This is a genomic window from Nonomuraea polychroma (assembly GCF_004011505.1).
Classification (GTDB): Bacteria; Actinomycetota; Actinomycetes; order Streptosporangiales; family Streptosporangiaceae; genus Nonomuraea; species Nonomuraea polychroma.
The window spans coordinates 6,239,084-6,261,443 of the sequence record NZ_SAUN01000001.1 but is presented as its reverse complement, the minus strand read 5'-3'; the positions used below and the strand labels follow the sequence as shown (position 1 = coordinate 6,261,443).

The 22,360-nt window shown below is 70.1% G+C and carries 20 protein-coding genes; 12 read left to right on the top strand and 8 right to left on the bottom strand.

All coding sequences use genetic code 11. The annotated features are described in order from the left end of the window. The first annotated feature begins 108 nt into the window (after positions 1-108). The 4 genes from EDD27_RS28540 to EDD27_RS28525 are packed head-to-tail and all read left to right on the top strand — an operon-like array spanning position 109 to position 4,529. Complete coding sequence (locus tag EDD27_RS28540) at positions 109-1,218, top strand: sugar ABC transporter substrate-binding protein (protein ID WP_127935126.1); 1,110 nt, start codon at positions 109-111, stop codon at positions 1,216-1,218. A gap of 46 nt (positions 1,219-1,264) precedes the next feature. Next, positions 1,265-2,029, top strand: a complete 765-nt coding sequence (locus tag EDD27_RS28535; protein WP_127935125.1) for an ATP-binding cassette domain-containing protein — start codon at positions 1,265-1,267, stop codon at positions 2,027-2,029. After that, a complete protein-coding gene (locus EDD27_RS28530) occupies positions 2,026-3,288 on the top strand; it encodes a sugar ABC transporter permease (protein WP_127935124.1) in 1,263 nt (420 codons plus the stop codon). Before EDD27_RS28535 ends, EDD27_RS28530 begins: the two co-directional genes overlap by 4 nt. 35 nt (positions 3,289-3,323) lie before the next feature. Then, positions 3,324-4,529, top strand: coding sequence for an ROK family transcriptional regulator (locus tag EDD27_RS28525; RefSeq protein ID WP_127935123.1), 1,206 nt, complete (start codon positions 3,324-3,326; stop codon positions 4,527-4,529). Positions 4,530-4,539: 10 nt separating this feature from the next. Here the strand turns inward: EDD27_RS28525 and EDD27_RS28520 are convergent, their stop codons facing one another. The 3 genes from EDD27_RS28520 to EDD27_RS28510 all read right to left on the bottom strand — a co-directional run bounded on the left by EDD27_RS28520 (position 4,540) and on the right by EDD27_RS28510 (position 7,055). Then, on the bottom strand, positions 4,540-5,184 hold the full coding sequence (locus EDD27_RS28520) for a neutral zinc metallopeptidase (RefSeq protein WP_241564856.1): 645 nt from the start codon (positions 5,182-5,184) through the stop codon (positions 4,540-4,542). 144 nt (positions 5,185-5,328) lie between these two features. After that, positions 5,329-6,141: a neutral zinc metallopeptidase gene (locus EDD27_RS28515; protein ID WP_127935121.1), complete on the bottom strand. Its 813-nt coding sequence runs from the start codon at positions 6,139-6,141 to the stop codon at positions 5,329-5,331. A gap of 56 nt (positions 6,142-6,197) precedes the next feature. Then, positions 6,198-7,055, bottom strand: a complete 858-nt coding sequence (locus EDD27_RS28510) for a neutral zinc metallopeptidase (RefSeq protein WP_127935120.1) — start codon at positions 7,053-7,055, stop codon at positions 6,198-6,200. Positions 7,056-7,214: 159 nt separating this feature from the next. Between EDD27_RS28510 and dxs the strand changes: the two genes are divergently transcribed. After that, positions 7,215-9,095 (top strand): 1-deoxy-D-xylulose-5-phosphate synthase, encoded by a 1,881-nt coding sequence (dxs, locus tag EDD27_RS28505; RefSeq protein WP_127941014.1) that lies wholly within the window; start codon positions 7,215-7,217, stop codon positions 9,093-9,095. Here dxs and EDD27_RS28500 read toward each other — a convergent pair. Then, positions 9,043-9,678 (bottom strand): DedA family protein, encoded by a 636-nt coding sequence (locus EDD27_RS28500; RefSeq protein ID WP_127935119.1) that lies wholly within the window; start codon positions 9,676-9,678, stop codon positions 9,043-9,045. The genes dxs and EDD27_RS28500 overlap by 53 nt on opposite strands. A 110-nt stretch (positions 9,679-9,788) precedes the next feature. Here EDD27_RS28500 and EDD27_RS28495 point away from each other — a divergent pair, with 110 nt between their 5' ends. Further along, on the top strand, positions 9,789-11,258 hold the full coding sequence (locus EDD27_RS28495; protein ID WP_127935118.1) for an amino acid permease: 1,470 nt from the start codon (positions 9,789-9,791) through the stop codon (positions 11,256-11,258). 15 nt (positions 11,259-11,273) lie between these two features. On the opposite strand, the gene EDD27_RS28490 is transcribed toward EDD27_RS28495, so the two are convergent. The 3 genes from EDD27_RS28490 to EDD27_RS28480 form a co-directional block, all read right to left on the bottom strand. Beyond that, positions 11,274-11,654, bottom strand: coding sequence for an SSI family serine proteinase inhibitor (locus EDD27_RS28490; protein ID WP_127935117.1), 381 nt, complete (start codon positions 11,652-11,654; stop codon positions 11,274-11,276). Between the two features lie 88 nt (positions 11,655-11,742). After that, positions 11,743-13,830 carry a 3-hydroxyacyl-CoA dehydrogenase NAD-binding domain-containing protein gene (locus EDD27_RS28485; protein WP_127935116.1) on the bottom strand — a complete coding sequence of 696 codons (2,088 nt, stop codon included), beginning with the start codon at positions 13,828-13,830 and terminating at the stop codon, positions 11,743-11,745. Beyond that, positions 13,827-14,990, bottom strand: coding sequence for a thiolase family protein (locus EDD27_RS28480; RefSeq protein ID WP_206642217.1), 1,164 nt, complete (start codon positions 14,988-14,990; stop codon positions 13,827-13,829). The genes EDD27_RS28485 and EDD27_RS28480 overlap by 4 nt, the downstream gene beginning before the upstream one ends. 225 nt (positions 14,991-15,215) lie before the next feature. Here EDD27_RS28480 and EDD27_RS28475 point away from each other — a divergent pair, with 225 nt between their 5' ends. Continuing rightward, a complete protein-coding gene (locus EDD27_RS28475) occupies positions 15,216-16,736 on the top strand; it encodes an LCP family protein (protein WP_241564300.1) in 1,521 nt (506 codons plus the stop codon). Between the two features lie 3 nt (positions 16,737-16,739). Here the strand turns inward: EDD27_RS28475 and EDD27_RS28470 are convergent, their stop codons facing one another. Next, complete coding sequence (locus EDD27_RS28470) at positions 16,740-17,471, bottom strand: SDR family NAD(P)-dependent oxidoreductase (protein WP_127935114.1); 732 nt, start codon at positions 17,469-17,471, stop codon at positions 16,740-16,742. A 132-nt stretch (positions 17,472-17,603) separates the two neighbouring features. On the opposite strand from EDD27_RS28470, the gene EDD27_RS28465 reads away from it, so the two are divergent. The 5 genes from EDD27_RS28465 (at position 17,604) to EDD27_RS28445 (ending at position 22,303) form a co-directional block, all read left to right on the top strand. After that, positions 17,604-18,167 carry a TetR/AcrR family transcriptional regulator gene (locus tag EDD27_RS28465; RefSeq protein ID WP_127935113.1) on the top strand — a complete coding sequence of 188 codons (564 nt, stop codon included), beginning with the start codon at positions 17,604-17,606 and terminating at the stop codon, positions 18,165-18,167. Positions 18,168-18,386: 219 nt separating this feature from the next. Then, the gene (locus EDD27_RS28460; RefSeq protein WP_127935112.1) at positions 18,387-19,484 is read left to right on the top strand and encodes a hypothetical protein; all 1,098 of its coding nucleotides are present in this window, start codon (positions 18,387-18,389) and stop codon (positions 19,482-19,484) included. 124 nt (positions 19,485-19,608) lie between these two features. Then, a complete protein-coding gene (locus EDD27_RS28455) occupies positions 19,609-20,604 on the top strand; it encodes a LacI family DNA-binding transcriptional regulator (RefSeq protein WP_127935111.1) in 996 nt (331 codons plus the stop codon). Continuing rightward, complete coding sequence (locus EDD27_RS28450) at positions 20,601-21,374, top strand: sugar phosphate isomerase/epimerase family protein (protein ID WP_127935110.1); 774 nt, start codon at positions 20,601-20,603, stop codon at positions 21,372-21,374. The genes EDD27_RS28455 and EDD27_RS28450 overlap by 4 nt, the downstream gene beginning before the upstream one ends. Positions 21,375-21,406: 32 nt before the next feature. Beyond that, entirely contained in the window at positions 21,407-22,303 is an 897-nt protein-coding gene (locus EDD27_RS28445) for an alkaline phosphatase family protein (RefSeq protein ID WP_206641693.1), read from the top strand. Positions 22,304-22,360 lie beyond the last annotated feature (57 nt).

Genomic DNA, 22,360 nt, shown 5'->3' with positions numbered 1-22,360 from the left:
ATGCAACAAACTCCCGGGCTCAACCCCCTTCCAAAGCAGGCCGTCCCGGAATACGTTGCCGCAAACAACATTCATCCGGGCCCCTCCGGAAGAAAGGACCCTGCACCCATGCGCAAGGGGATCCTCAGCCTGACCGCCGCGGCAGCCGCGCTCGCCCTCGGTCTCACCGCCTGCGGGGGCGATAGCGGTCAGACCACGTCGACGTCGACCGCATCGGCACCAGCGGCCAAGGCGGGCAAGATCGGCGTCATCCTGCCGGACAGCAAGTCGTCCGCCCGGTGGGAGACGGCTGACCGCAAGTATCTGGAAGAGGCGTTCAAGGCCGCCGGCGTCCAGTACGACATCCAGAACGCCCAGAACGACAAGACGGCGTTCCAGACCATCGCCGACCAGATGATCACGAACGGCGCCACCGTTCTGATGATCGTGAACCTGGACAGCGGCACCGGCAAGACGGTCATCGAGAAGGCCAAGTCCCAGGGCGTGCCGACGATCGACTACGACCGCCTGACGCTGGGCGGCGGCGCCGCCTACTACGTCAGCTTCGACAACACCAAGGTCGGCACGCTCCAGGGCGAAGGCCTGGTCAAGTGCCTGACCGACAAGAAGGCCGAGAAGCCGATCGTGGCGTACCTGAACGGTTCGCCGACGGACAACAACGCCACCCTGTTCAAGAGCGGCTACGACGGGGTGCTCAAGCCGAAGTTCGACTCCGGCGACTACGTCAAGGGCCCCGAGCAGTCGGTGCCCGACTGGGACAACACGCAGGCCGGGACGCTCTTCGAGCAGATGCTGACCGAGCAGCCGAAGATCGCCGGTGTGCTGGCCGCCAACGACGGCCTGGGCAACGCCGCCATCACCGTGCTGAAGAAGAACAACCTCAACGGCAAGGTGCCGGTCACCGGCCAGGACGCCACCGTCCAGGGCCTGCAGAACATCCTCGCGGGTGACCAGTGCATGACCGTCTACAAGGCGGTCAAGAAGGAGGCCGACGCCGCGGCCAAGCTCGCGGTGGCGCTGGCCAAGGGCGAGAAGCCCACGGCCGCCTCGAGCGTCAAGGACCCGGAGACCGGTCAGGACGTTCCTTCCGAGCTCATGGAGCCGCAGGCCATCTACTTCGACAACGTCAAGGACGTGGTGGCCGACGGTTACGTGACCAAGGAGGAACTGTGCACCGGTGACTTCGCCGCGAAGTGCACCGAGGCCGGAATCCAGTGAGTCCATGGGGGCGCGGCCGCCGGTCGCGCCCCCTTGAGGGAGCCCCATGACCCCCCTGCTTGAAGTGCGCGGGATCGACAAGAGCTTCGGTCCGGTGAAAGTCCTGCACGACGTCGAGTTCTCGGCGTACCCCGGCGAGGTCACAGCGCTCGTCGGCGACAACGGCGCGGGCAAGTCGACGCTGGTCAAGTGCATCGGCGGCATCTATCCGATCGACTCGGGCGAAATCCTCTTCGACGGCCGCCCGGTCGTGATCCACACTCCCCGCGACGCGGGCGAGCTCGGGATCGAGATCGTCTATCAGGACCTGGCGCTGTGCGACAACCTCGACATCGTCCAGAACATGTTCCTCGGCAGGGAGCGCAAGAGCGGGCTCCTGCTGGACGAGGACAGCATGGAGGAACTGGCCGAGAAGACGCTCAGCAGCCTGTCCGTGCGTACGGTGAAGTCCATCCGGCAGCAGGTCTCCAGCCTGTCCGGCGGGCAGCGGCAGACCGTCGCCATCGCCAAGGCCGTGCTGTGGAACAGCAAGGTCGTCATCCTCGACGAGCCGACCGCGGCGCTGGGCGTCGCCCAGACCGCGCAGGTGCTCGAACTCGTCCGCAGGCTGGCCGACACCGGCCTGGCCGTCGTCCTCATCTCCCACAACATGAACGACGTGTTCGCCGTCTCCGACCGGATCGCGGCGCTCTACCTCGGCAGGATGGCCGCCCAGGTCAAGACCGCCGACGTGACGCACGCGCAGGTCGTCGAACTGATCACCGCGGGCCGCAGCGGCGATCTCGGCCTCAAGAACGGGGTCACGCCATGATCAAGGTCAAGGAACTCCCCGGCGAGGCCATCGTCACCGCGACGCAGGCCCCGTCGATCAAGAACAGCTTCCGCGCGTACATCCAGCGTGTGCGCGGCGGCGACATGGGCGCGCTGCCCGCCGTGCTCGGCCTGGTCGTGCTCTGCGCCGTGTTCGCCGTCGCCCGCCCGTCCTTCGTCACCGCGGGCAACTTCGCCAACCTCTTCACCCAGGGCGCCGCCGTCACGCTCATCGCGATGGGCCTGGTGTTCGTGCTGCTGCTCGGCGAGATCGACCTGTCGGCCGGCTTCGCCAGCGGCGTGTGCGCGGCGGTGCTCGCCGTCACGCTCACCAGCATGGGCCTGCCCTGGTACGTGTGCGCGCTGGCCGCCATCCTCACCGGTGTGATCATCGGGACCGTGCTCGGCACGCTGGTGGCCAAGGTCGGCATACCGTCGTTCGTCGTGACGCTGGCCGCGTTCCTCGCCTTCCAGGGCCTGGTCCTGGTGCTGGTCGACGAGGGCACGAACATCTCCATCCGGGACACCGTGATCGTCGCGATCGCGAACAAGAACCTGCCGCCGTGGCTCGGCTGGGCTCTGTACGCCGTGTGCGTGGCGGGCTTCGCGGCCGTGCAGTTGCTGCGGGCGCGGAAGCGGGCCAAGCGCGGGCTGGTGGCCGACCCGATGTCGCTCATCGCCTTCCGTGTCGGGGCGCTGGCGGTGCTGGCCGGGGCCGCGGTGTTCGTGCTCAACCTGGAGCGCAGCCGCAACCCCCTGCTGGTCTCGCTGACCGGCGTGCCGATCGTGGTCCCCGTCATCCTGGTGCTGCTGGTCGTGTGGACCGTGATCCTGCGGCGCACCGCGTTCGGCCGCCATCTCTACGCGGTCGGCGGGAACACCGAGGCCGCCCGCAGGGCGGGCATCCCGGTCGACCGGCTCAGGATCAGCGCGTTCGTGATCTGCTCCTCGATGGCCGCCATCGGCGGCATCGTGGCCGCTTCCCGCGCCAGCTCGGTCGACCCGAACACGGGCGGCAGCTCCGTCCTGCTGTACGCGGTCGGCGCCGCGGTCATCGGCGGGACGAGCCTGTTCGGCGGGAAGGGCCGGGTGCTCGACGCCGTGCTCGGCGGCGCCGTGGTGGCGGTGATCGAGAACGGCATGGGCCTGATGGGATACGGCGCGAGCGTGAAGTATCTCGTCACGGGGTCCGTCCTGCTCCTTGCCGCAGGCGTGGACGCGCTGGCGCGCAAGCGGGCGGCTGCTGCTGGGTTAAGGTGATCGGCGACCCGCAGCCCCTGAAGGAATCCCAGACCATGCGTGCCGGCCCGTCTCAAGAGGACATCAGGCGCCACAACCTCGGCGCGCTGCTGCGTCATGTCCACCTGGGCGGGCCGACCTCGCGTGCCGAGCTGACCTCGAAGATGGGGCTCAACCGCAGCACGATCATGGCGCTGACCTCCGACCTCACCGCCGCCGGGCTGGTGCGCGAGGAGCTGCCCCGCGAGACGGGCCGCGCGGGCCGGCCCTCGCTCGTGGTACGTCCGGAGTCGGCGCGGGTGTACGTGTTCGCCTTCGACGTGGGTCCCGACCGGCTCGCCGTCGCCCGGGTCGGTCTCGGCGGGGTCATCCTCGACCAGCGGGAGACCGCCCGCCGGCGGAGCGCGTTCGAGCTGGACGAGCTGACTGGCGCGCTGGCCGGTTTCGCCCGCCAGATGCGGCGCAAGACCCGGGACGACACGGTCTGCGTGGGCGCGGCGGCGGCCGTGTCGGGCGGGGTGCGCAAGGCCGACGGCGTGGTCACGTTCGGGCCCAACCTCAAGGCCGACGAGGTGCCGTTCGGCGAGGAGCTGGGCCGCAAGCTGGGTCTGGGGCTGCCGGTCAGCGTGGGCAACGACGCCAACCTGGCCGCGCTGGCCGAGCACAGCCGCGGCGTCGGCGTCGCCGTGCGCGACCTCATCTACCTGCACGGCGACGTGGGGATCGGCGGCGGGATCATCGCGGGCGGGCATCTGCTCGGCGGCCACGACGGCTACGGGGGCGAGATCGGCCACATGGTTGTCAACCCCGGGGGCCGGGTGTGCGGGTGCGGCTCGCGCGGCTGCCTGGAAGCCGAAGTGGGGGAGCGGGCCCTGCTCGAGTCGGCCGGCCGGTTCGGGGCCGGGCAGCAGGGACGCGACGCGGTGCGGGCCGTGGTCGAGGCCGCCGACCGCGGCGACATCGTCGCGCAGGAGGCGCTCAGCAGGGTCGGCGACTGGCTGGGGCTGGGCGTGGCGAATCTGGTGAACATCTTCAACCCGGAGATGGTGATCTTCGGAGGGATGTTGCGTGAGGTCTATCTCGGGTCGGCGGCGCAGGTGCGTACCCAGCTGACCCTGCACGCCATGGCGCCGCAGCGGGAACGGCTGCGGTTGCGCACGTCGGCGCTGGGCGACGCGGCCACGCTGGTGGGCGCGGCCGAACTGGCCTTCGCGCACGTCCTCGCCGACCCCCTGGAAGTCCTGGCCCGCGCCAACGCCTGATCCGGCTCCGTCAGGTGACCTTGGTCTTGGTGGCCGTCCACGTGTTGCAGAAGCCGGTGGCCCCGCCGCGGTAGCCGCGGTCCTGCCAGAACGCCAGGTTCTTCGGCTTGCCGTGGATCTCGCTCTCCTCCGCCTGCCGCACGGCCTCGATCCACTCCGCCCACGCGATGCCGGGCTTGATCGACTCAAGCGTCGCGCTGTAGAAGACCCCGGCGAAGCACTCGGCCTGCATCTCGAGACGGTGGCTGAGCAGGGCGCGCGCGCGGCCCGACGCCGGCCAGTAGAGCGCGCTCTGCGCGTCCAGCACGCCGGTGAGCTGCTGCACGTGGTGGCCCCACTCGTGGGCGACGGAGTGCGCCATGTTCATCCTGAACGGGTCCCGCAGGTCCTGTTTCGTGATGCGGATGACGATCGTGCGATGCTGCGGGCAGTAGTGCGCGCCGCTGCTGGTGATCTTCCCGCAGACGGAGTCGGACCCTGTCGTGATCGTCACCTGGGGCGTGCTGTACGCCAGCCCGGCGGCGGCGAACCGGCCGGCCCAGAACCGGTCGGCGCACCGGGCCATCGCCCGGTGGAAGGACTTCAGCGAGGCGACCACCCCTGCCCGGATCCCGGGGACCGCGCACGTCAGGCGGGGCTGCTCACCGCCCATCACGTCCGACAAGCCGGTCTGGGGGGCGCCCGGCGCAGTCGCCCAGGCGGGGCCCGATAAGAGAAGACCCGCGGCCGTGCACGTAGCTGCCGCTACGAGAAGAGTGCGCACGACCGCGGATCATAGATTAATATGCCGGGATTTGTCCTAGATAACCTGCGACTTCGGCGCCTTGAAGGTGTTGCAGCCGCCCGCCGACTCGGTGTCGAAGCCGCGCTTCAGCCAGCGCCCCACAGTGGTGGGCTTGCCGTGGGTCTTCTCGCCCCAGTCCTCCACCTTCACCCCGATGAGCCCCAGGCCGGCGCCGCTGCCGCCGCCCTTGACGAGGAGGTCGAACTCGGTCTGCCGGCGGCCCAGTGAGTGCCACACGTCACCGATGAACGCCCCGGACAGGCACTCGGCCTGCAGCTCGAGACGGCGCATCTCGTCCAGCACCTTGGCCTCGTTCTTGCCGTTGTAGCTCGTCTGGGCCTTGAGGATGCCCGTGAGCTGCTGGATGTGGTGGCCGTACTCGTGGGCGACGGTCACCAGCAGGAGCATGTCCGCCTGCTCCTCGACGAGGGCCGGCTGGACCAGGAGGCTGATCTTCTTGTTGGCCGGGCAGTACAGAGCCAGCGCGACCGCGGGGTACTTGCCGCATCCTGTCGGCGCGCCGACCTTGGTGACCACCTGGAACGAGGGCTTGCTGAAGGCGAAGCCGGCCTTCTTGATCTTCGGTTCCCAGGCGGCGTTGAGGCAGTCGAGCATCACGTCCATATAGCTCCTGACCTCGTCCGCGCTCCCGGTCAGGACCTTCGGCTCCTCGCAGGTCTCGAGGCCCAGCTCGCCCGTCTTGTAGATCGGGTTCTTGACCAGGACCGGCTTGTACGCCGGGGCGGAGGCGGTCGCCGCATGGGCAGTGCCGGCGAACAGCACGCTCGCCATGGCGCCCGCCATGAGCGCCAATCGGGGGATACGCATGAGAACGCACCCTAGTAAAGAGGGGGTTCCAGGTAAAGGAACATTAAAGCGTGGCGTCAGGTGACATTCCGGGACGCTGCGGCCCAGGTGTTGCACGAGCCCGGAGTGCCGCGGTTGAAGCCCCGTGTCATCCAGGCCGCCTGCGTCGGCCCCTTGCCGTGGTCGTTCTGCGGCCACCCCTTGGCGCCGTTCTTCCTGAACCAGTCCACCGTGTACGACCAGTCCGCGTCGGTGACCAGCGGTGTGTCACGCAGCGTACGCATGAAGATCGAGGAGAAGCACTCGGCCTGCAGCTCGGACTGGCGAGAGAGCATGAGCCGCTGCGCCTTGGTCGTGCCTGTCCTGGCCGTCCAGTAGTAGTTCCAGATGCCGGAGATCTGCTGGATGTGGTGCCCGTACTCGTGCGCGATCAGCCGCGTGATGCCCAGCGGGAACGGGTTGCGCAGCTGGTCCCGGCTGATCATCAGGTACATGGTCCGGTCGGTGGAGCAGTAGACGCCGTCGGCGCCGGCGTTCCACGAGCCGCAGGGCGTCTTGACCTTGCTGGTGATGATGCGCAGCCGGGGCTTGGTGAAGGGCAGCCCGGCCCTGCGGAACTGGATGCCCCACGCCTTGTTCAGGCAGGCCGTGATGCGGGTGAGGAAGCGCCGGTACGCCGTCATGCTGCCGGGCGGCAGCTCGCCGGGCGAGCATTTCACGTCGGCCAGCCGCCCGGTCTTGTAGAGCGGGTTAGCCGTGGCCAGCGCCTTGCCCGGCGCCGCCGCCCGCTTCTTGTCGGCGGCCTTGACCGGCGGGGAGACGATCTGCTGGCCCTCGTTGGCGGACTCCGTCGAGGTCGTGGCCACGTCGGCGAGCACGAGCACCAGACCGGCCGCCGCCAGGGCGAGCGCCAGAAGCGCGGCGACGAGTGCCACAACTTTGCTAATGGGGACGGAGTTCATAGGTATCGAAAGACTAGGTCAAGATCGGACATATGTGGGTGCATTTGACTCGATGGAGTCAGTGAGGCGTCCGCGAACTAGACTCGGGTGGTCGGCGAACAAGAGCAGAGGGGAGTCGGATCCGTGAGCGGGTTGCTGGGCTCGATCAAGGGACCGGACGACGTCAAACGGTTGGCCGCGGAGGAGCTGTCACAGCTCGCTGGGGAGATCCGTGATCTGCTCGTCGATTCATGCGCGAGATTCGGCGGCCATCTGGGCCCCAACCTCGGCGTGGTCGAGCTCACCATCGCTGTGCACCGCGTCTTCGACTCCCCGCGCGACCCGATCGTCTGGGACACCGGTCACCAGGCCTACGTCCATAAGCTCCTCACCGGCCGGGCCTCCGGCTTCACGGCGCTCAAGCAGGAGGGCGGCCTGTCCGGCTACCCGAGCCAGGCCGAGTCCGAGCACGACTTCGTGGAAAACTCCCACGCCTCGACCGCGCTGTCCTACGCCGACGGCCTGGCCAAGGCGTTCAAGCTGCGCGGTGACCACGACCGCACGGTGGTCGCGGTGATCGGTGACGGCGCGCTGACCGGCGGCATGGCCTGGGAGGCGCTCAACAACATCGCCGCAGGCGAGGACCTGCCGGTCGTGATCGTCGTCAACGACAACGGCCGCTCCTACTCGCCCACGATCGGCGGGCTCGCCTCCCACCTGTCCTCCCTGCGGGTCAACCGCCGCTATGAGGACTTCCTCGACTACGTCAAGGACAAGATCGGGAACGTTCCGCTGCTCTACGACGCGTTGCACGGCGTCAAGAAGGGCGTGAAGGACGTGCTGGCGCCGCAGGTCATGTTCGAGGACCTCGGGCTGAAATACGTCGGCCCCATCGACGGCCACGATGAGCAGGCCATGGAGGCGGCCCTGCACAAGGCCCGCGACTTCCGCGGCCCCGTCATCGTGCACGCGGTCACGCAGAAGGGCCGCGGCTACACGCCGGCGGAAAACCACGACGAGGACCAGTTCCACTCGCCGGGCGCCTTCGACCGGGCCACGGGCGCGGAGAAGCCCAAGGGGCGCATCTGGACCAACGTGTTCAGCGAGGAGCTCGTCAGGCTCGGTAAGGAGCGCGAGGACCTGGTCGCGATCACCGCGGCCATGCTGCACCCTACGGGGCTCAACGCGTTCGCCGACGCCTACCCCGACCGCATCTACGACGTGGGCATCGCCGAGCAGCACGCGCTGACCAGCGCCGCCGGCCTGGCGCTCGGCGGCATGCACCCGGTCGTGGCCGTCTACGCCACGTTCCTCAACCGGGCCTTCGACCAGCTCCTCATGGACGTCGCCCTGCACCGGCTGCCGGTGACGGTCGTGCTCGACCGTGCGGGCGTCACGGGGGACGACGGCGCGAGCCACAACGGCATGTGGGACCTGTCCATCCTGCAGGTGGTGCCCGGGCTCAGGATCGCGGTGCCGCGCGACGGAGACCGGCTCACCGAGCTGCTGCGCGAGGCCGTGGAGGTCACCGACGGCCCGACCGTGCTGCGCTTCCCCAAGGGGCCGGTGGCCGAGGCCGTGGAGCCGGTCGGCAAGCTGGGCGAGATGGACCTGCTGCGCGCCCCTGAGGGCGAGCCCGACGTGCTGCTGGTCGGGGTGGGACCGATGGCCCAGATCTGCCTGGACGCGGCCGTCCTGCTCGACGCTCAGGGCATCGCGGCCACCGTCGTCGACCCGCGCTGGGTCAAGCCGCTGGACGAGGCGCTGGTGCTGGCCGCGAGCGCGCACAAGCTGGTGGCCGTCGTGGAGGACAACGGCCGCGTGGGCGGCGTGGGCGACGCCGTGGCGCGTCTGCTGCGCGACGCCGACGTGGACGTGCCTGTCCGCACGTACGGCATCCCCCAGGAGTTCCTCGACCACGCCAAGCGGGCCGCGATCCTCGGCAAGATCGGCCTGACCGGTCAGGACCTCGCCCGCCAGATCACCGAGGCGGTCGCGAAGCGGACCTCCCACGTGGAGCCGGCCCGCCATTGACCACCCTGCGGACCGCGGCGGAGATCCCCAGCACGATGATCACCGCCGCGGCCGCGATCGGCAGCAACCATTCCGCGTGCTGCCGCGCCGCCCCGCCCGCCACCGCGCCGAGCGTGACATACGCGCCCACCCAGGCCGTGCTGCCGGCCATCGCCCACGGCATGAAGGTGCGGTACGGCATGCCGACCGTGCCCGCCACAGCCGGGGTCAGCGCGTGCAGCACCGGCAGGAAGTACGCCAGCGCCAGCGCCCACCCCTGGCGCTCGAACAACCGCTCCGCGCGCTTCCATCGCGCTTCGCCGACCCGCCTCCCCAGCCTGCTGTGCCGCACCTGGTCGCCGTAGCGGCGGCCGAGGAAATAACCGCCCGAGGCACCTGCGAAGCAGGCCAGCATGCCCGTGCAGATCAGCGCCAGCACTTCTGGTGGGCTGCCCGCCGTTGCGCCCGCGACGAGCAGCAGGGTGTCGCCCGGCGTGACCAGGCCGACCCCGACCGAGGCGTCCAGCGTCAGGAAGATCAGCAGGAGCAGGAGCACCATGCTGAGGTCTTGCCTGGCCAGAGCGTCGAGCAGACCATGAGACATAGTCCCACCCTGCTACCCCGATCCGCCAAGACCATCAGGAACGTCGGCAAACCCGTGCCTGTCGAGGAATGAACGCATGATCGCCTAGCGTTAGGGAAGGATCACTGGCCGTGGAGATCTTTCGCACGAAGAACGTCGAGCAGTCCATCCGCGACACCGAGGACCCCGAGCATCAGCTGCGTAAACGCCTGACCGCCACGGACCTCACGGTCTTCGGCATCGGCGTGATCGTGGGCACCGGCATCTTCGTGCTCACGGGGCAGGTCGCCAAGCAGACGGCCGGCCCGGCAGTGGCCGTCTCGTTCGTGATCGCGGGGATCGTCTGCGGGCTGGCGGCCCTGTGCTACGCCGAGTTCGCCTCCACGATCCCCGTGGCCGGGTCGGCGTACACCTTCGCCTTCGCCACCCTCGGCGAGTTCCCCGCCTGGGTGATCGGCTGGGACCTGATCCTGGAGCTGGCGCTGGCCGCGGCGGTGGTGGCGGTCGGCTGGTCGGGCTACTTCGCCTCGATGCTGGCCTCCTTCGGCATTCCCCTGCCGACCTCGATCGCCGGTGAGGACCCCGTGGTGAACGTGCCGGCCATCGTCATCGTCGCCATCCTCACGGCCATCCTCGTCGCCGGCATCAAGCTGTCGTCCCGGGTCAACCTCATCCTGGTGATCACCAAGGTCACGGTGGTGCTGCTGGTCATCGTGGCCGGGTTGTTCTTCATCCGGGCCGAGAACTACACGCCGTTCATCCCCGCGCCGGTGCCGACGGAGGAGGTCGGAGGGCTGAACGCGCCGCTGATCCAGGTGCTGTTCGGGATCACGCCCGTCGCGTTCGGCGTGATCGGGATCTTCTCCGCGGCGGCGATCGTGTTCTTCGCCTTCATCGGCTTCGACATCGTGGCCACGGCCGCCGAGGAGACCATCGTGCCGCAGCGGGACGTGCCCCGCGGCATCCTCGGCTCGCTGGCCATCTGCACGTTCCTGTACGTTGCCGTGTCCTTGGTCGTCGTCGGCATGCAGCGCTACAGCGAGCTCAGCGTCACGGCGCCGCTGTCGGACGCGTTCATCTCGGTCGGCCATGCGTGGCTGGCCACGATCATCAGCGTGGGGGCGATCGCCGGCCTGACGACCGTGGTGCTGGTGCTGCTGCTGGGCCAGACCCGGGTGTTGTTCGCGATGTCGCGCGACGGGCTGATGCCGCGCTCGCTGGCGACGGTCCACCCCCGGTTCGGCACGCCGGCCAGGCTCACCGTCGTGATCGGCGTGGTGACGATGGCGCTGGCCGGGTTCGTGTCGTTCGGCGAGCTGGCCGAGCTGGTGAACATCGGCACGCTGTTCGCGTTCGTGGTGGTCTCGATCGGCGTGATGATCCTCAGGCGCACCCGGCCGGACCTGCCCCGGGCGTTCCGCGCGCCGTTCGTGCCGGTGCTGCCGGTCCTGTCCGTGCTGGCCTGCCTCTACCTGATGCTGAACCTGCCGGTCGAGACCTGGCTGCGGTTCGTGATCTGGATGGTCATCGGCGTGGTCATCTACTTCGGCTACAGCTACTGGCACAGCAGGACCGCCGCGCCCGTGAAGGGCGGGCGCTAGCCCACCCCTCGTCGGTCAGGAGAGCAGCTTCCCGCCCGCCGCCTGCATCACGCAGAAGTTGCGGTACCCCTTGCTCCACTGCACCTTCTTGCCGCGCCAGGTGCCCGTGATCACCACCGCGTACGGCTTGACCTCCTCGCCGCAGGTCTCGTCGGCCGGGACGTGGATCTTGTTGAAGTCGCCCCCGACCTTGCGGACCACGTCGCAGGCCGCGCGCGGGTGCGGGTGGGTGCCGCCGTCGGGACCGCAGTGGAGCGTGCCGCCCCGCGTGGGGCCGTCCTTCACGGCAATCGCGATCTTCAGTTTGCCCTTGGGTGGGCGGGCCGCCTGTGCGGCGGGGGACGAGGACGCCAGGAACGCCGCGCAGAGCGCGATCGTGCCGATCGTTCGCATCATGATTACCCTCCGTTCGTCGTGCGGCACCAAACGCTACGGAGGTGAAGGTCATGAAAAGCGGGGGCCCTGGTCGGGCCCCCGCAAAGAATCAGGCGGGGAGCGAGGCCACACCCGGAGGAAGGAATCGCGGCTGGGCGATGCCGGTCCTGTCCAGATAAGGCGTGATGCCGCCCAGGTGGAACGGCCAGCCGGCGCCGAGGATCATGCACAGGTCGATGTCCTGCGGCGCCGCGACCACGCCCTCGTCGAGCATGATGCGGATCTCCTTGGCCAGGGCCGTGAGCACGCGCTCGCGTACCTGCTCGGCGGTGGAGGGCGCGGTGCCGCCCGCGAAGAGCGCCACCGCCTCCGGGTCGAGCGTGAAGTCGGGGCGGTAGACGCCCGGCTTGCCCGCGGCGACCAGCTTGGCCATGTTCTCCGAGACGCCGAAGCGGTCGGGGAACGCCTCGTGCAGGGTCTCGGCCACGTGCAGGCCGACCGCCGGGCCGACGAGCTGCAGCAGCGCGAACGGCGTCATCGGCAGGCCGAGCCCGTCGAGCGCGTGCTCGGCCACCTCCAGCGGCGTGCCCTCGTCCACGGCCGCGACGACCTCGCCCATGAAGCAGGTCAGCAGCCGGTTGACCACGAACGCCGGAGCATCCTTGACCAGCACCGACGACTTCTTCAGCGACTTTCCGACGGCGAACGCCGTGGCCAGCGTGGCGTCGTCGGTCGCGGCGCCCTTGATGATCTCCAGCAGCGGCATGACGGCGACCGGGTTGAAGAAGTGGAACCCGACCAGCCGCTCGGGGTGCTCCAGCTCGGCGCCCATCTCGGTCAGCGACAACGAGGAGGTGTTCGTGGCGAGCACGCACGTCGGCTGCACGACCGCTTCGACCTCGCGGAACACCTGCTTCTTGACCGCCATGTCCTCGAACACGGCCTCGATCACGAAGTCGGCGTCGGCGAAGGCGTCCTTGGTCAGCGACCCGGTCACCAGGGCCGTGAGCCGGTTGGCCTGGTCCGCGCTGACGCGGCCCTTGGCGAGGAGCTTGCCGACCTCGGCGCGTACGTACTCCACACCCTTGTCGAGCCTGGCCTGGTCGAGGTCGGTCATGACGACGGGCACCTCGAGGCGGCGCGCGAACAGCAGCGCCATCTGCGAGGCCATCAACCCCGCGCCGACGATGCCGACCTTGGTGACCTTGCGGGCCAGCGACCTGTCCGGCGCGCCCGCGGGCCGCTTGGCCCGGCGCTGCACCAGGTCGAAGGAGTAGAGCCCGGCCCGCAGCTCGTCGCCCATCAGCAGGTCGGCCAGCGCCTCGTCCTCGGCGGCGAAGCCCTCGTCGCGGGTGGCGGCCTCGGCCAGGGCGATCAGGTCGAGCGCCCGGTAGGGGGCGGGGGAGGCGCCGCGCAGCTTCATGTCCACCAGGAAGCGGGCGTCGGCGACGGCCTTCTCCCAGCCGTCGTGGGAGCGGCGCTCGACGCTCACCTCGCCCTGGAGCACGCGCGCGGCCCAGCGCAGCGACTCCTCCAGGAAGTCGGCCGGCTCGAACATCGCATCCGCGACGCCGAGCTCGAAGGCGTCCTTGCCCTTGATCATGCGGTTCTGCGCGAGCGGGTTCTCGATGATCAGCTTGATCGCGTTCGCCGGGCCGATCAAGCGCGGCAGCAACTGCGTGCCGCCCCAGCCCGGCACCAGGCCGAGGAAACACTCCGGCAGCGCCACCGCCGGCACGCCGGAGGAGATCGTCCGGTACGTGCAGTGCAGGGCCACCTCCAGCCCGCCGCCCATGGCCGCGCCGTTGACGAACGCGAACGACGGGATCGGCAGCTCGCCCAGCCGTCGGAAGACGTGGTGGCCGAGCGCGCCGATGGCCAGCGCCTCCTCGCGGAAGGCCACCTGGGCCGCGCCCTTGAGGTCGGCGCCGACGGCGAAGATGAAGGGCTTGCCCGTCACGCCGACCGCGGCCAGGTCCGTGCGCTCGGCGATCTCCGACAGCGCCCCGTTGAGCGCCAGCAGGCCGTGCGGGCCGAAGGTGTTGGGCTTGGTGTGGTCGAAGCCGTTGTCCAGCGTGATCAGCGCCATCGTGCCCGCGCCGTACGGGAGCTGCACGTCCCGCACCAGTGCCTTGGTGACGACTTCGTCGGTGTTGCGGTCGCTCAGCAGCGCCCGCCAGTTGTCTACGTTGCTCACGCCAGGTTCTCCCAGATCACAGTGCCGCCCATGCCCATGCCGACGCACATCGTGGTGATGCCGTAACGCACGTCGGGACGCTCGCCGAACTGCCGGGCGAGCTGCGTCATCAGCCGCACGCCCGAGGAGGCGAGCGGGTGGCCGTAGGCGATCGCGCCGCCGTAGGGGTTCACGCGGGGGTCGTCGTCGGCGATGCCGAAGTGGTCGAGGAACGCCAGGACCTGTACGGCGAACGCCTCGTTGATCTCGAACAGCCCGATATCCGAAATATCGAGATTCGCCAGGCGGAGCGCCCGCTCCGTGGACGGGATCGGGCCCACGCCCATGACCTCGGGATCGACGCCCGCGAACGCGTACGACACCAGCCGCATCTTCGGCGCCAGCCCCAGCTCCTCGGCGGCGTCCTTGGCGGCCACGATGCAGCCGGTGGCGCCGTCGTTGATGCCGGAGGAGTTGCCCGCCGTGACGTTGCCGTGCGGCCGGAACGGCGTCTTGAGCGCGCTCAGCCCCTCCATCGTGGTGCCCGGCCGCGGCGCCTCGTCCTCGACGGCCAGGCCCCAGCCCTTCTCGGCCGTCCTGATCGCGGTCGGCACCAGATCGGGCTGGATCTTGCCGTCGGCGTAGGCCTTGGCCGCCTTCTCCTGCGACAGCACCGCGTACGCGTCCGCCCGCTCCTTGCCGATCCCCGGATAGCGGTCGTGCAGGTTCTCCGCGGTCATGCCCATGACCAGTGCGCTCGGGTCGACCAGCTTCTCCGACAGGAAGCGCGGGTTCGGGTCGACGCCCTCGCCCATCGGGTGGCGGCCCATGTGCTCGACGCCGCCCGCGATGGCCACGTCGTACGCGCCGAACGCGATGCCGCCCGCGACCGTGGTGACCGCGGTCATCGCGCCGGCGCACATGCGGTCGATCGCGTAGCCGGGCACGCTCTTGGGCAGCCCGGCCAGCACGGCCGCGGCCCGGCCGATGGTCAGGCCCTGGTCGCCGATCTGCGTGGTCGCGGCGATGGCGACCTCGTCCACACGCTCGGGTGGCAGGTTGGGATTACGCCTGATGAGCTCGCGGATGACACGGACGACCAGGTCGTCGGCGCGGGTCTCGGCGTACAGTCCCTTCGGCCCTGACCTGCCGAAAGGCGTGCGCACGCCGTCGACGAACACGACGTCACGAGAGGAAGGCACGGATTCGCTCCTCGTTGCTGGAAGGGGTTCCATGCTTATGCTACTCGCGAGTAACTAGTCTGCGTCCCACGGCCTCCGGTGATGGAGGAGTGGCGGAAAGGTCATAGTCTGCGCGGCCGCAGAGGGGCGAACTGAGCGTGGGGCATCGGTACAGAAGCGTGATATGCCGTCGGGGACCCCTCTTGGTGACTATGCTTCGCGATCATGACGCAGGGGGTGGACCGCGTGAGAGGGCGGCCTGGCGACGTGGTGCGCGAGCCGCGTGTCGCTCCCGGGCCGCGTCGTGCCGGGAAGCTCGACCCCCGGCCGCGCAGGAACCCTCTGACGCCTCTGGGCTGGGTGAGCGTGGCGCTGACGCTCGTGCTGGTGGCCACCACGCTCGGTGCGTACGCGTACTACCGCAGCATCGAGGGGGCCATACCCCGCCTGCCCTTCGATCCCGGGCACAGCCGGCCGCCGGAGACCGGTGCGCTCAACGTGCTGCTCGTGGGCTCTGACTCCCGTGAGGGCGACAACAAGCAGTACGGTCCCAAGTCGCAGGGGCTGGGGGAGCGCACCGACACGATCATGTTGCTGCACATCTCTCCGAATCGGGACAAGGCAACCGTGATCAGCTTTCCCCGCGACTCCATGGTCATGGTCCCCGAGTGTCAGGGCAGGAACGGCGCCGTGCTCCCCGGCGGAGTCAAGCAGATCAACTCCGCCTTCAACGACGGCGGCATCAACTGCACGGTCAAGACGCTCGAGTCGCTCACCAATATCAAGATCAACCACTTCGTCAAGGTCGACTTCACCGGCTTCAAGGGCATCATCGACGCCCTCGGCGGCATCGAGATCTGCCTGCCCACGCCGGTCAACGACCCCAAGGCGAAGCTGGTGCTCCCCGCCGGCAAGCACGTGGTCAACGGCGAGCAGGCCCTCGGGTACGTCCGCACCCGCTACGCGCTGGGCGACGGCAGTGACCTGAGCAGGATCCAGCGTCAGCAGGTGTTCCTCAACCAGGTGGTGAAGAAGGTCACCGATGGCGGCCTGCTCACCAACCCCGTCAGGCTGAACGACTTCCTCCGCTCGGCGGCCGCCGCGGTCACGGTGGACACCGGGCTGACGTTGGACCGGATGCTGGAGATCGCCACCAGCGTCAGGGGTCTGACGGCCAAGGAGCTCAAGGGCATCACGGTGCCCGTCGAGGCGTATCCGGCGGACAAGAACCGGGTGCAGTTCAGCCAGCCGGCCGCGAAGAACTTCTTCGAGGCGGTGCGCAACGACGACGAGGTCACCGCCACCCCCACCCCCGGCACGTCCGCCACGCCGAAGATCGAGCACGAGCAGGTGCGCGTCCAGGTGCTCAACGGCACCGGCGAGCAGGGCAAGGCCGTCCAGGTGGCCGACGAGCTGGCCGCCCAGGGCTTCGCCGTCATCGAGGTGGGCAACGCCCCCACGACCGCGACCACCGCGATCCGCTACGCGAAGAAGGACGCCCAGGACGGCCCGGCCTATGCCGAGGCGGTGGCCGCCCGGCTGTCCAAGGACAAGCGCACCCCGGTGGCGGGCAAGGTCAAGCCGGTCAACACCCAGCCGTACGAGTCCAAGGTCGCCCAGCTGCCCGACGGCCCGATCGTGCAGCTCGTGATCGGAGCGGACTGGCCCGGCGTGCGCGTGCAGTCCGCCATCCCGGACTCGCTCAAGGACAAGGTGGTCGACTCGACCACGAACCCCTGCCTGTGACCCTCAGGCCGTGACGCCCGCGTCGACCGGGATCGACGCGCCCGTGATGTGGCGCCCGCCCTCCCCGGCCAGGTGGCCGACGGTGGCGGCGATGTCGTCGGGGGAGCAGTACGTGCCGAGCGCGGTGTAACGCCGCTCCTCATCCGCCTCCGGTGCGCCGGCCGGGTTCATGTCGGTGTCGGTGGAGCCGGGGTTGACCAGGTTGGCGGTGATGCCGCGCGGTCCGAGGTCCCTGGCCAGGCCCTTGGCCAGGCCGATCAGCGCCGACTTGCTCATCGCGTACGCCGTCCAGCCCGCGTACGGCACCCGCTCGGCCAGGCTGCTGCCGATGAGCACGACCCTTCCTCCCCGCCCCATGTGCCGGGCGGCCGCCTGCGCGAGCACGAACGCCGCCCGCGCGTGCACCGCCAGCAGCCGGTCCACCTCGTCGAGCGTGACCTCCTCCAACGCCCCGTACGGCGCGATCCCGGCGTTGCTCACCACCACGTCGAGCCTGCCCAGCTCCCGCACCGTCCGCTCCACCGCCTCGACCAGCGCGCCGGCGTCGGCGGCCTCCGCGCGCACGCCGAGTGCGCGCCCGCCGGCCGCCTCGATCTCCTTGACCACGGCGGCAGCCCGGTCGACGGCGCTTCGGTACGTGATCGCCACGTCGAACCCGTCGCCCGCCAGCCGCCGCGCGACGGCCGCGCCGATTCCCCTGCTTCCGCCCGTGACCAGAGCGACCTTGCGTACCATGCGTCCTCCCGATGAAGCGGAATGTGTTCCGGATTCGACTGTAAGCGGAATGCGTTCCGCATGCAAGCGGTGCCAAGATGGGAGATCGATCGATCGTCAGAGAGCTCCGGGGACGGCGGGAGGGCGGAGACCATGAGACGCGAGCGCACCGACGCGGCTCGCAACCGCGCGAAGATCCTCGCCGCGGCCGAGGCCATCGTCGCCGCCCGGGGGGTGAGCGGCCTGTCGATGGCGGACGTGGCCGCGGCGGCCGGGGTCGGCGTCGGCACGCTCTACCGGCGCTTCGGAGATCGTTCCGGGCTGGCGTACGCGCTGATCGACCGGCGGGAACGCGAGTTCCAGTCCGCCTTCATCGAAGGGCCGCCGCCGCTCGGCCCCGGCGCCGAGCCCGCCGCGCGGGCGCGCGCGTTCCTCGACGCGCTCGCTGAGCGGACGGTCGAGCAGCTCGACCTGCTGCTCATGGCGGAGACGGCCGGGCCGTTCGCCCGCTTCGGCGGCGCCTATGACGCCTATCACCGGCACCTCGCGATGCTGATCGCGCAGCTGCGGCCGGATGCCGATGCCGCGTGCCTGGCGGACGCGTTGCTGGCGCCTTTGGCCGCGCCGTTGCTGGCGTACCGGATGCGGGAGTGCGGGGTGGGGATCGAGCAGGTGAAGTCGGCGCTCGGTGACCTGCTCGACGGCCTGATCCCCTGACCGCCGGCTGGAATACCGCCTGAAGTGGCACAAGAACACTAAGTGACGAATGTTACTTAACGTGTTTTTAGCGAAACAGGTGAAATTTCCGGACAACTGATGGTCGGGTCTGCTAGGAAGGGGCGCGGTCCGTATTCGTACTAGAGAGGTTCCATCGTGGCGCGCGACGAGAACGACAGGCCATTCGAGGATGGGCAGGGTAGGTCGTCAAACCCCGAGTTGACGGGTGACGTGCTGTCGCCGCGGTGGAGCACCGATGACACCGATGAGCAACCCGCCATTCAGGTCGTCGGCAACGAGACCTACATCCTGCCGCCCGACAAGGGCTCGCTGACCGGCGACCCGCTGCTGCTGGGCGACGCCCCGCGTGACGTGCTCGACGACGTCCCGCCGACCTCGCACGACCTGCTGAGCGGCCCCAGTGATCCTCAGGACCTCGGCGGCCTCAGCGGTCCCCATGACGTTCTCGGCGACCACGGCCGCTCCTATGACGTGCTGGGCGATCCCGGTGGCTCCCACGACGTGCTCGGCGGCCACAGCGGTCCCCATGACGTGCTCGGGGCCCCCGGTGATCCGTATGACTCGCTGTCGGAGCACAGCGGGCCGCACCGTGTGGACGACTCGGCTCCGTACCTGCCGCTCGACCGGGGCTACGAGCCGGGGCCCGACGATCGCGAGGAGGAGCAGACCAAGCGCGGTTTCCTCGGCTCGGGATGGACCGACGACTCCCACGACGGGCGCTCGGGCGGCGACCGCGAGGTGCGGCGGCGCACCAGGAAGCTGCTGGTGGCGGCGGCCGCGGTGGTGCTGGTCGGCGTGGGGGCCGGGTTCATGCTCACCGGCACCTCGTCGGACGACCCGTGCCAGGGCGGTCAGTGCGCCAGTGCCGGCGAGGTGACCACGCCCACGGATTCCGCGGCTCCCGAGGACACGCCGACGGAGGAGGCCACCCCCGAGCCCGACAATACGGACACCGCTGAGCCGTCCGATACCGAGTCCGAAAACCCTCCGGGGACGAACCAGCGGACGCGGCCGACGCGCGAGCCGTCCTCGCGTCCCACGTCCACCACCCGCGGCGGCGAGCCGACCACGAAGCCCAGCAGCCGGGCCACCAGGCCGCCGGTGAACCAGATGCAGGACACCGACACGGACACCGGGCCCCAGAACGAGCAGTCGGACAGCAGGCAGCAGTCGCAGCCGACGCCGCCGCAGTCCAGCAGCCAGCCCCCCGCTCAGCAGCCCACGACCCAGGCGCCCGCGCCGACGCCGACGCAAGAGGAGCGGAAGGGACTGCTCGACATCCTCTTCCCCTGGTGACCTGACGCAGGACCGGTGGATGTCCTGCGCGGGGGCCTTCTGTCGTCCTGGGCCCCCGGACGTGGAAGGATGCGGAGCCAGGTGTTGTTCTGGCACACTTGGAAACCGCTTTCCGGGAGGTCTCGTGGTCACGCTTGAGGACGTCGCCAGGCAGGCGGGCGTCTCGCTCGCGACCGCCTCGCGGGTGCTCAACGGCAGCACCCGCCAGGTGGGCGCAGCCCTGCGGGCCCGCGTCGAGCAGGCCGCCGACGAGCTGGGTTACCGGGCCAACATCGCCGCCCAGACGCTGGCCCGCGGAGCCGGCAACGTCATCGGCATCGTCGTGCACGACCTGACGGACCCCTACTTCGCGGCCCTGGCCGACGGTGCGATGCGGGCGGCGGCCACCGAGGGCCTGCTGGTCATGGTGGGCACCACGCATCGCGACCCCGAGCAGGAGATCGCCTACGTGGCCACGCTCAACGCCCAGCGCGTGCGGGCCGTGCTCCTGGTCGGCTCCCGGGTGGCCGACCCGGCCGTCACCGGGCGCCTCCGCGACGAGCTGGCCCGCTACCGGTCGGGCGGTGGCCGGGCCGCCTGCGTCGGACAGGATCTGCTCGGCGTGGACACCGTCGCGCCCGCCAACCGCGAGGGTGCGGCGGAGCTGGCACGCGCGCTGGCCGGACTCGGGCACACCCGTTTCGCGGTGCTCGCCGGGCCCCCGCACCTGGTGACCGCCGCCGACCGCTGCGCCGGATTCGCCGGGGCGCTGGAGGAGCTGGGGCTGCCGGCGCCGGACGTGATCCACGGGCCGTTCGACCGCGACGGCGGATACGCGGCCGCCCAGCAGGTGGGCACGGACACGACGTGCGTGTTCGCGGTCAACGACGTGATGGCGGTCGGGGCGCTGGCGGCCTACCGCGAGCGCGGGATCCGGGTGCCCGAGGACGTGTCGGTGGCCGGGTTCGACGACATCGTCACCCTGCGGGATCACGTGCCGGCACTGACCACCGTGCGGCTGCCGTTGAAGGACATGGGAGCGCGGGCGCTGGAGCTGGCGCTGGGCGAGGAGGACGCGGTCGTCGTCGAGAAGGTCGCCGGCGAGGTCGTGTTGCGTGAGAGCGTACGGAGGTTGAAGTGAGGCTGGCGGTCAGCACGCTGGGGATGCCCGGCGAGGACCTCGACCGGGCGATCGAGATCGCGAGCCGGCACGGCTGCCAGGGGCTGGAGCTGCGTCTGCACCCGGACACCGGGGTGCACGCCGGGCTGGACTCGGCGGAGCGGCGTTCGGTGCGGGAGCGGGTGGAGCGCGCGGGCCTGGAGATCTCCGCTCTCGCGGGATATGTCGGCATCTGCGAGCCGGGGCCGGACGAGCCGGTCCTGGAGGCGCTCCTCGCCGACCTGCGCCTCGCCGCCGACCTGGGCGCGGCCGCGGTGCGGGTGTTCCCGCGCGGCGACGACCCGTCCGTCGGCGCCCGGAGGCTGAAGGCGGTCTCCGGCACGACCGCCGCGCTCGGCCGCCGCGTGCTCGTCGAGACGCACGACAGCATGGCCACCTGCACGGCCGTGGCCGGGCTGCTGGCCGAGGCGGGCTGCCCGGACACGACGGGAGCGATCTGGGACCTGCTGCACCCGTGGCGGCACGGTGAGTCCCCGGCCGATTCGCTGGCCGCGATCGGCCCGTACCTGTCCTATGTCCAGGTCAAGGACGCGGTCTCGGCGCAGGACACGACGCCGGTGCCGATGGGGACCGGGTCCGTGCCGCTGGAGGAGGCGGGCGCGTTGCTGCGCGGGGCCGGCTACGACGGGTGGGTCTCGCTGGAGTGGGAGCGGACGTGGTATCCGCAGGTCGCGCCGGTCGAGGAGATCCTGCCGGGAGCCGCTGACTGGGTGCGGAGGTTCGCCGCTTAGATAGGGGGATGCCCCTACCTCAGAACAAAGTCTTGGTCGTCGGGATGGACGGCCTGCGGTTCGACCTGCTCGCCGCGTCGGGCGCCCCCGTGCTGACCGCGTTGATGTCCACCGGCGCGTACGGCACCAGCCTGCTCCCGTACGGCGAGGCCGGCGCGCCGCGTACGGAGTCGCCCGGCGAGGTCGTGCCCAAGAGCCCCGAGCCGGGAGACGGCGGCCGGGTCATCAAGTCCCGCACCGACTCGGGGCCCGGTTGGTCGTCCATCGCGACGGGGGTCTGGCCCGACAAACACGGCATCGTAGACAACGGTTTCGCCGACCCACAGTTCCAGAAATTTCCGGACTTCCTGACTCGTGCGAAGAATGCTCGGCCTGACCTCGTCACCTCCGCGTTCTTCTCGTGGGCGGCGCTCGCCGAGCACGGCGCCTTCGGCCCGGCCATCGACCACCGGTTCGTGCTGGACGGCTACACGGTGGGCTGGGCGGAGGCCGACAAGCAGGTGACGGAGGCGGCCGAGCGGCACCTGGCGCAGGACGACCCCGGCGCCGTGTTCGTGTACCTGGGCGACACCGACGAGGTGGCCCACGACCTCGGCCCCCACTGCCCCGAGTATGCCGCCGCGCTCCAGGCCCAGGACGCGTACCTCGGCCGGCTGCTCGACACGATCCGCACGCGGCGGTCGTACCCGGACGAGCGCTGGACCGTGGTCGTCACCACCGACCACGGTCACGTGGACGAGGGCGGCCACGGCGGCACGTCGGACGAGGAGCGCACGGTCTTCGTGATCGCCGGCCGGCTGGGCGAGGACCTCGGCGGGCGCTCGCTCGGCACGCCACGCCTGGTCGACGTGGCGCCGATGGCGCTGGCGGCACTGGGAGTGCCGATCGCGCCGGAATGGGACCTCGACGGCGTGCCCCTGGGGCTCTGATCCGGAGTTCATCACGTGTTGAATTTCTGCCGGGAAAGCGTCAGACTGGGTGACAGG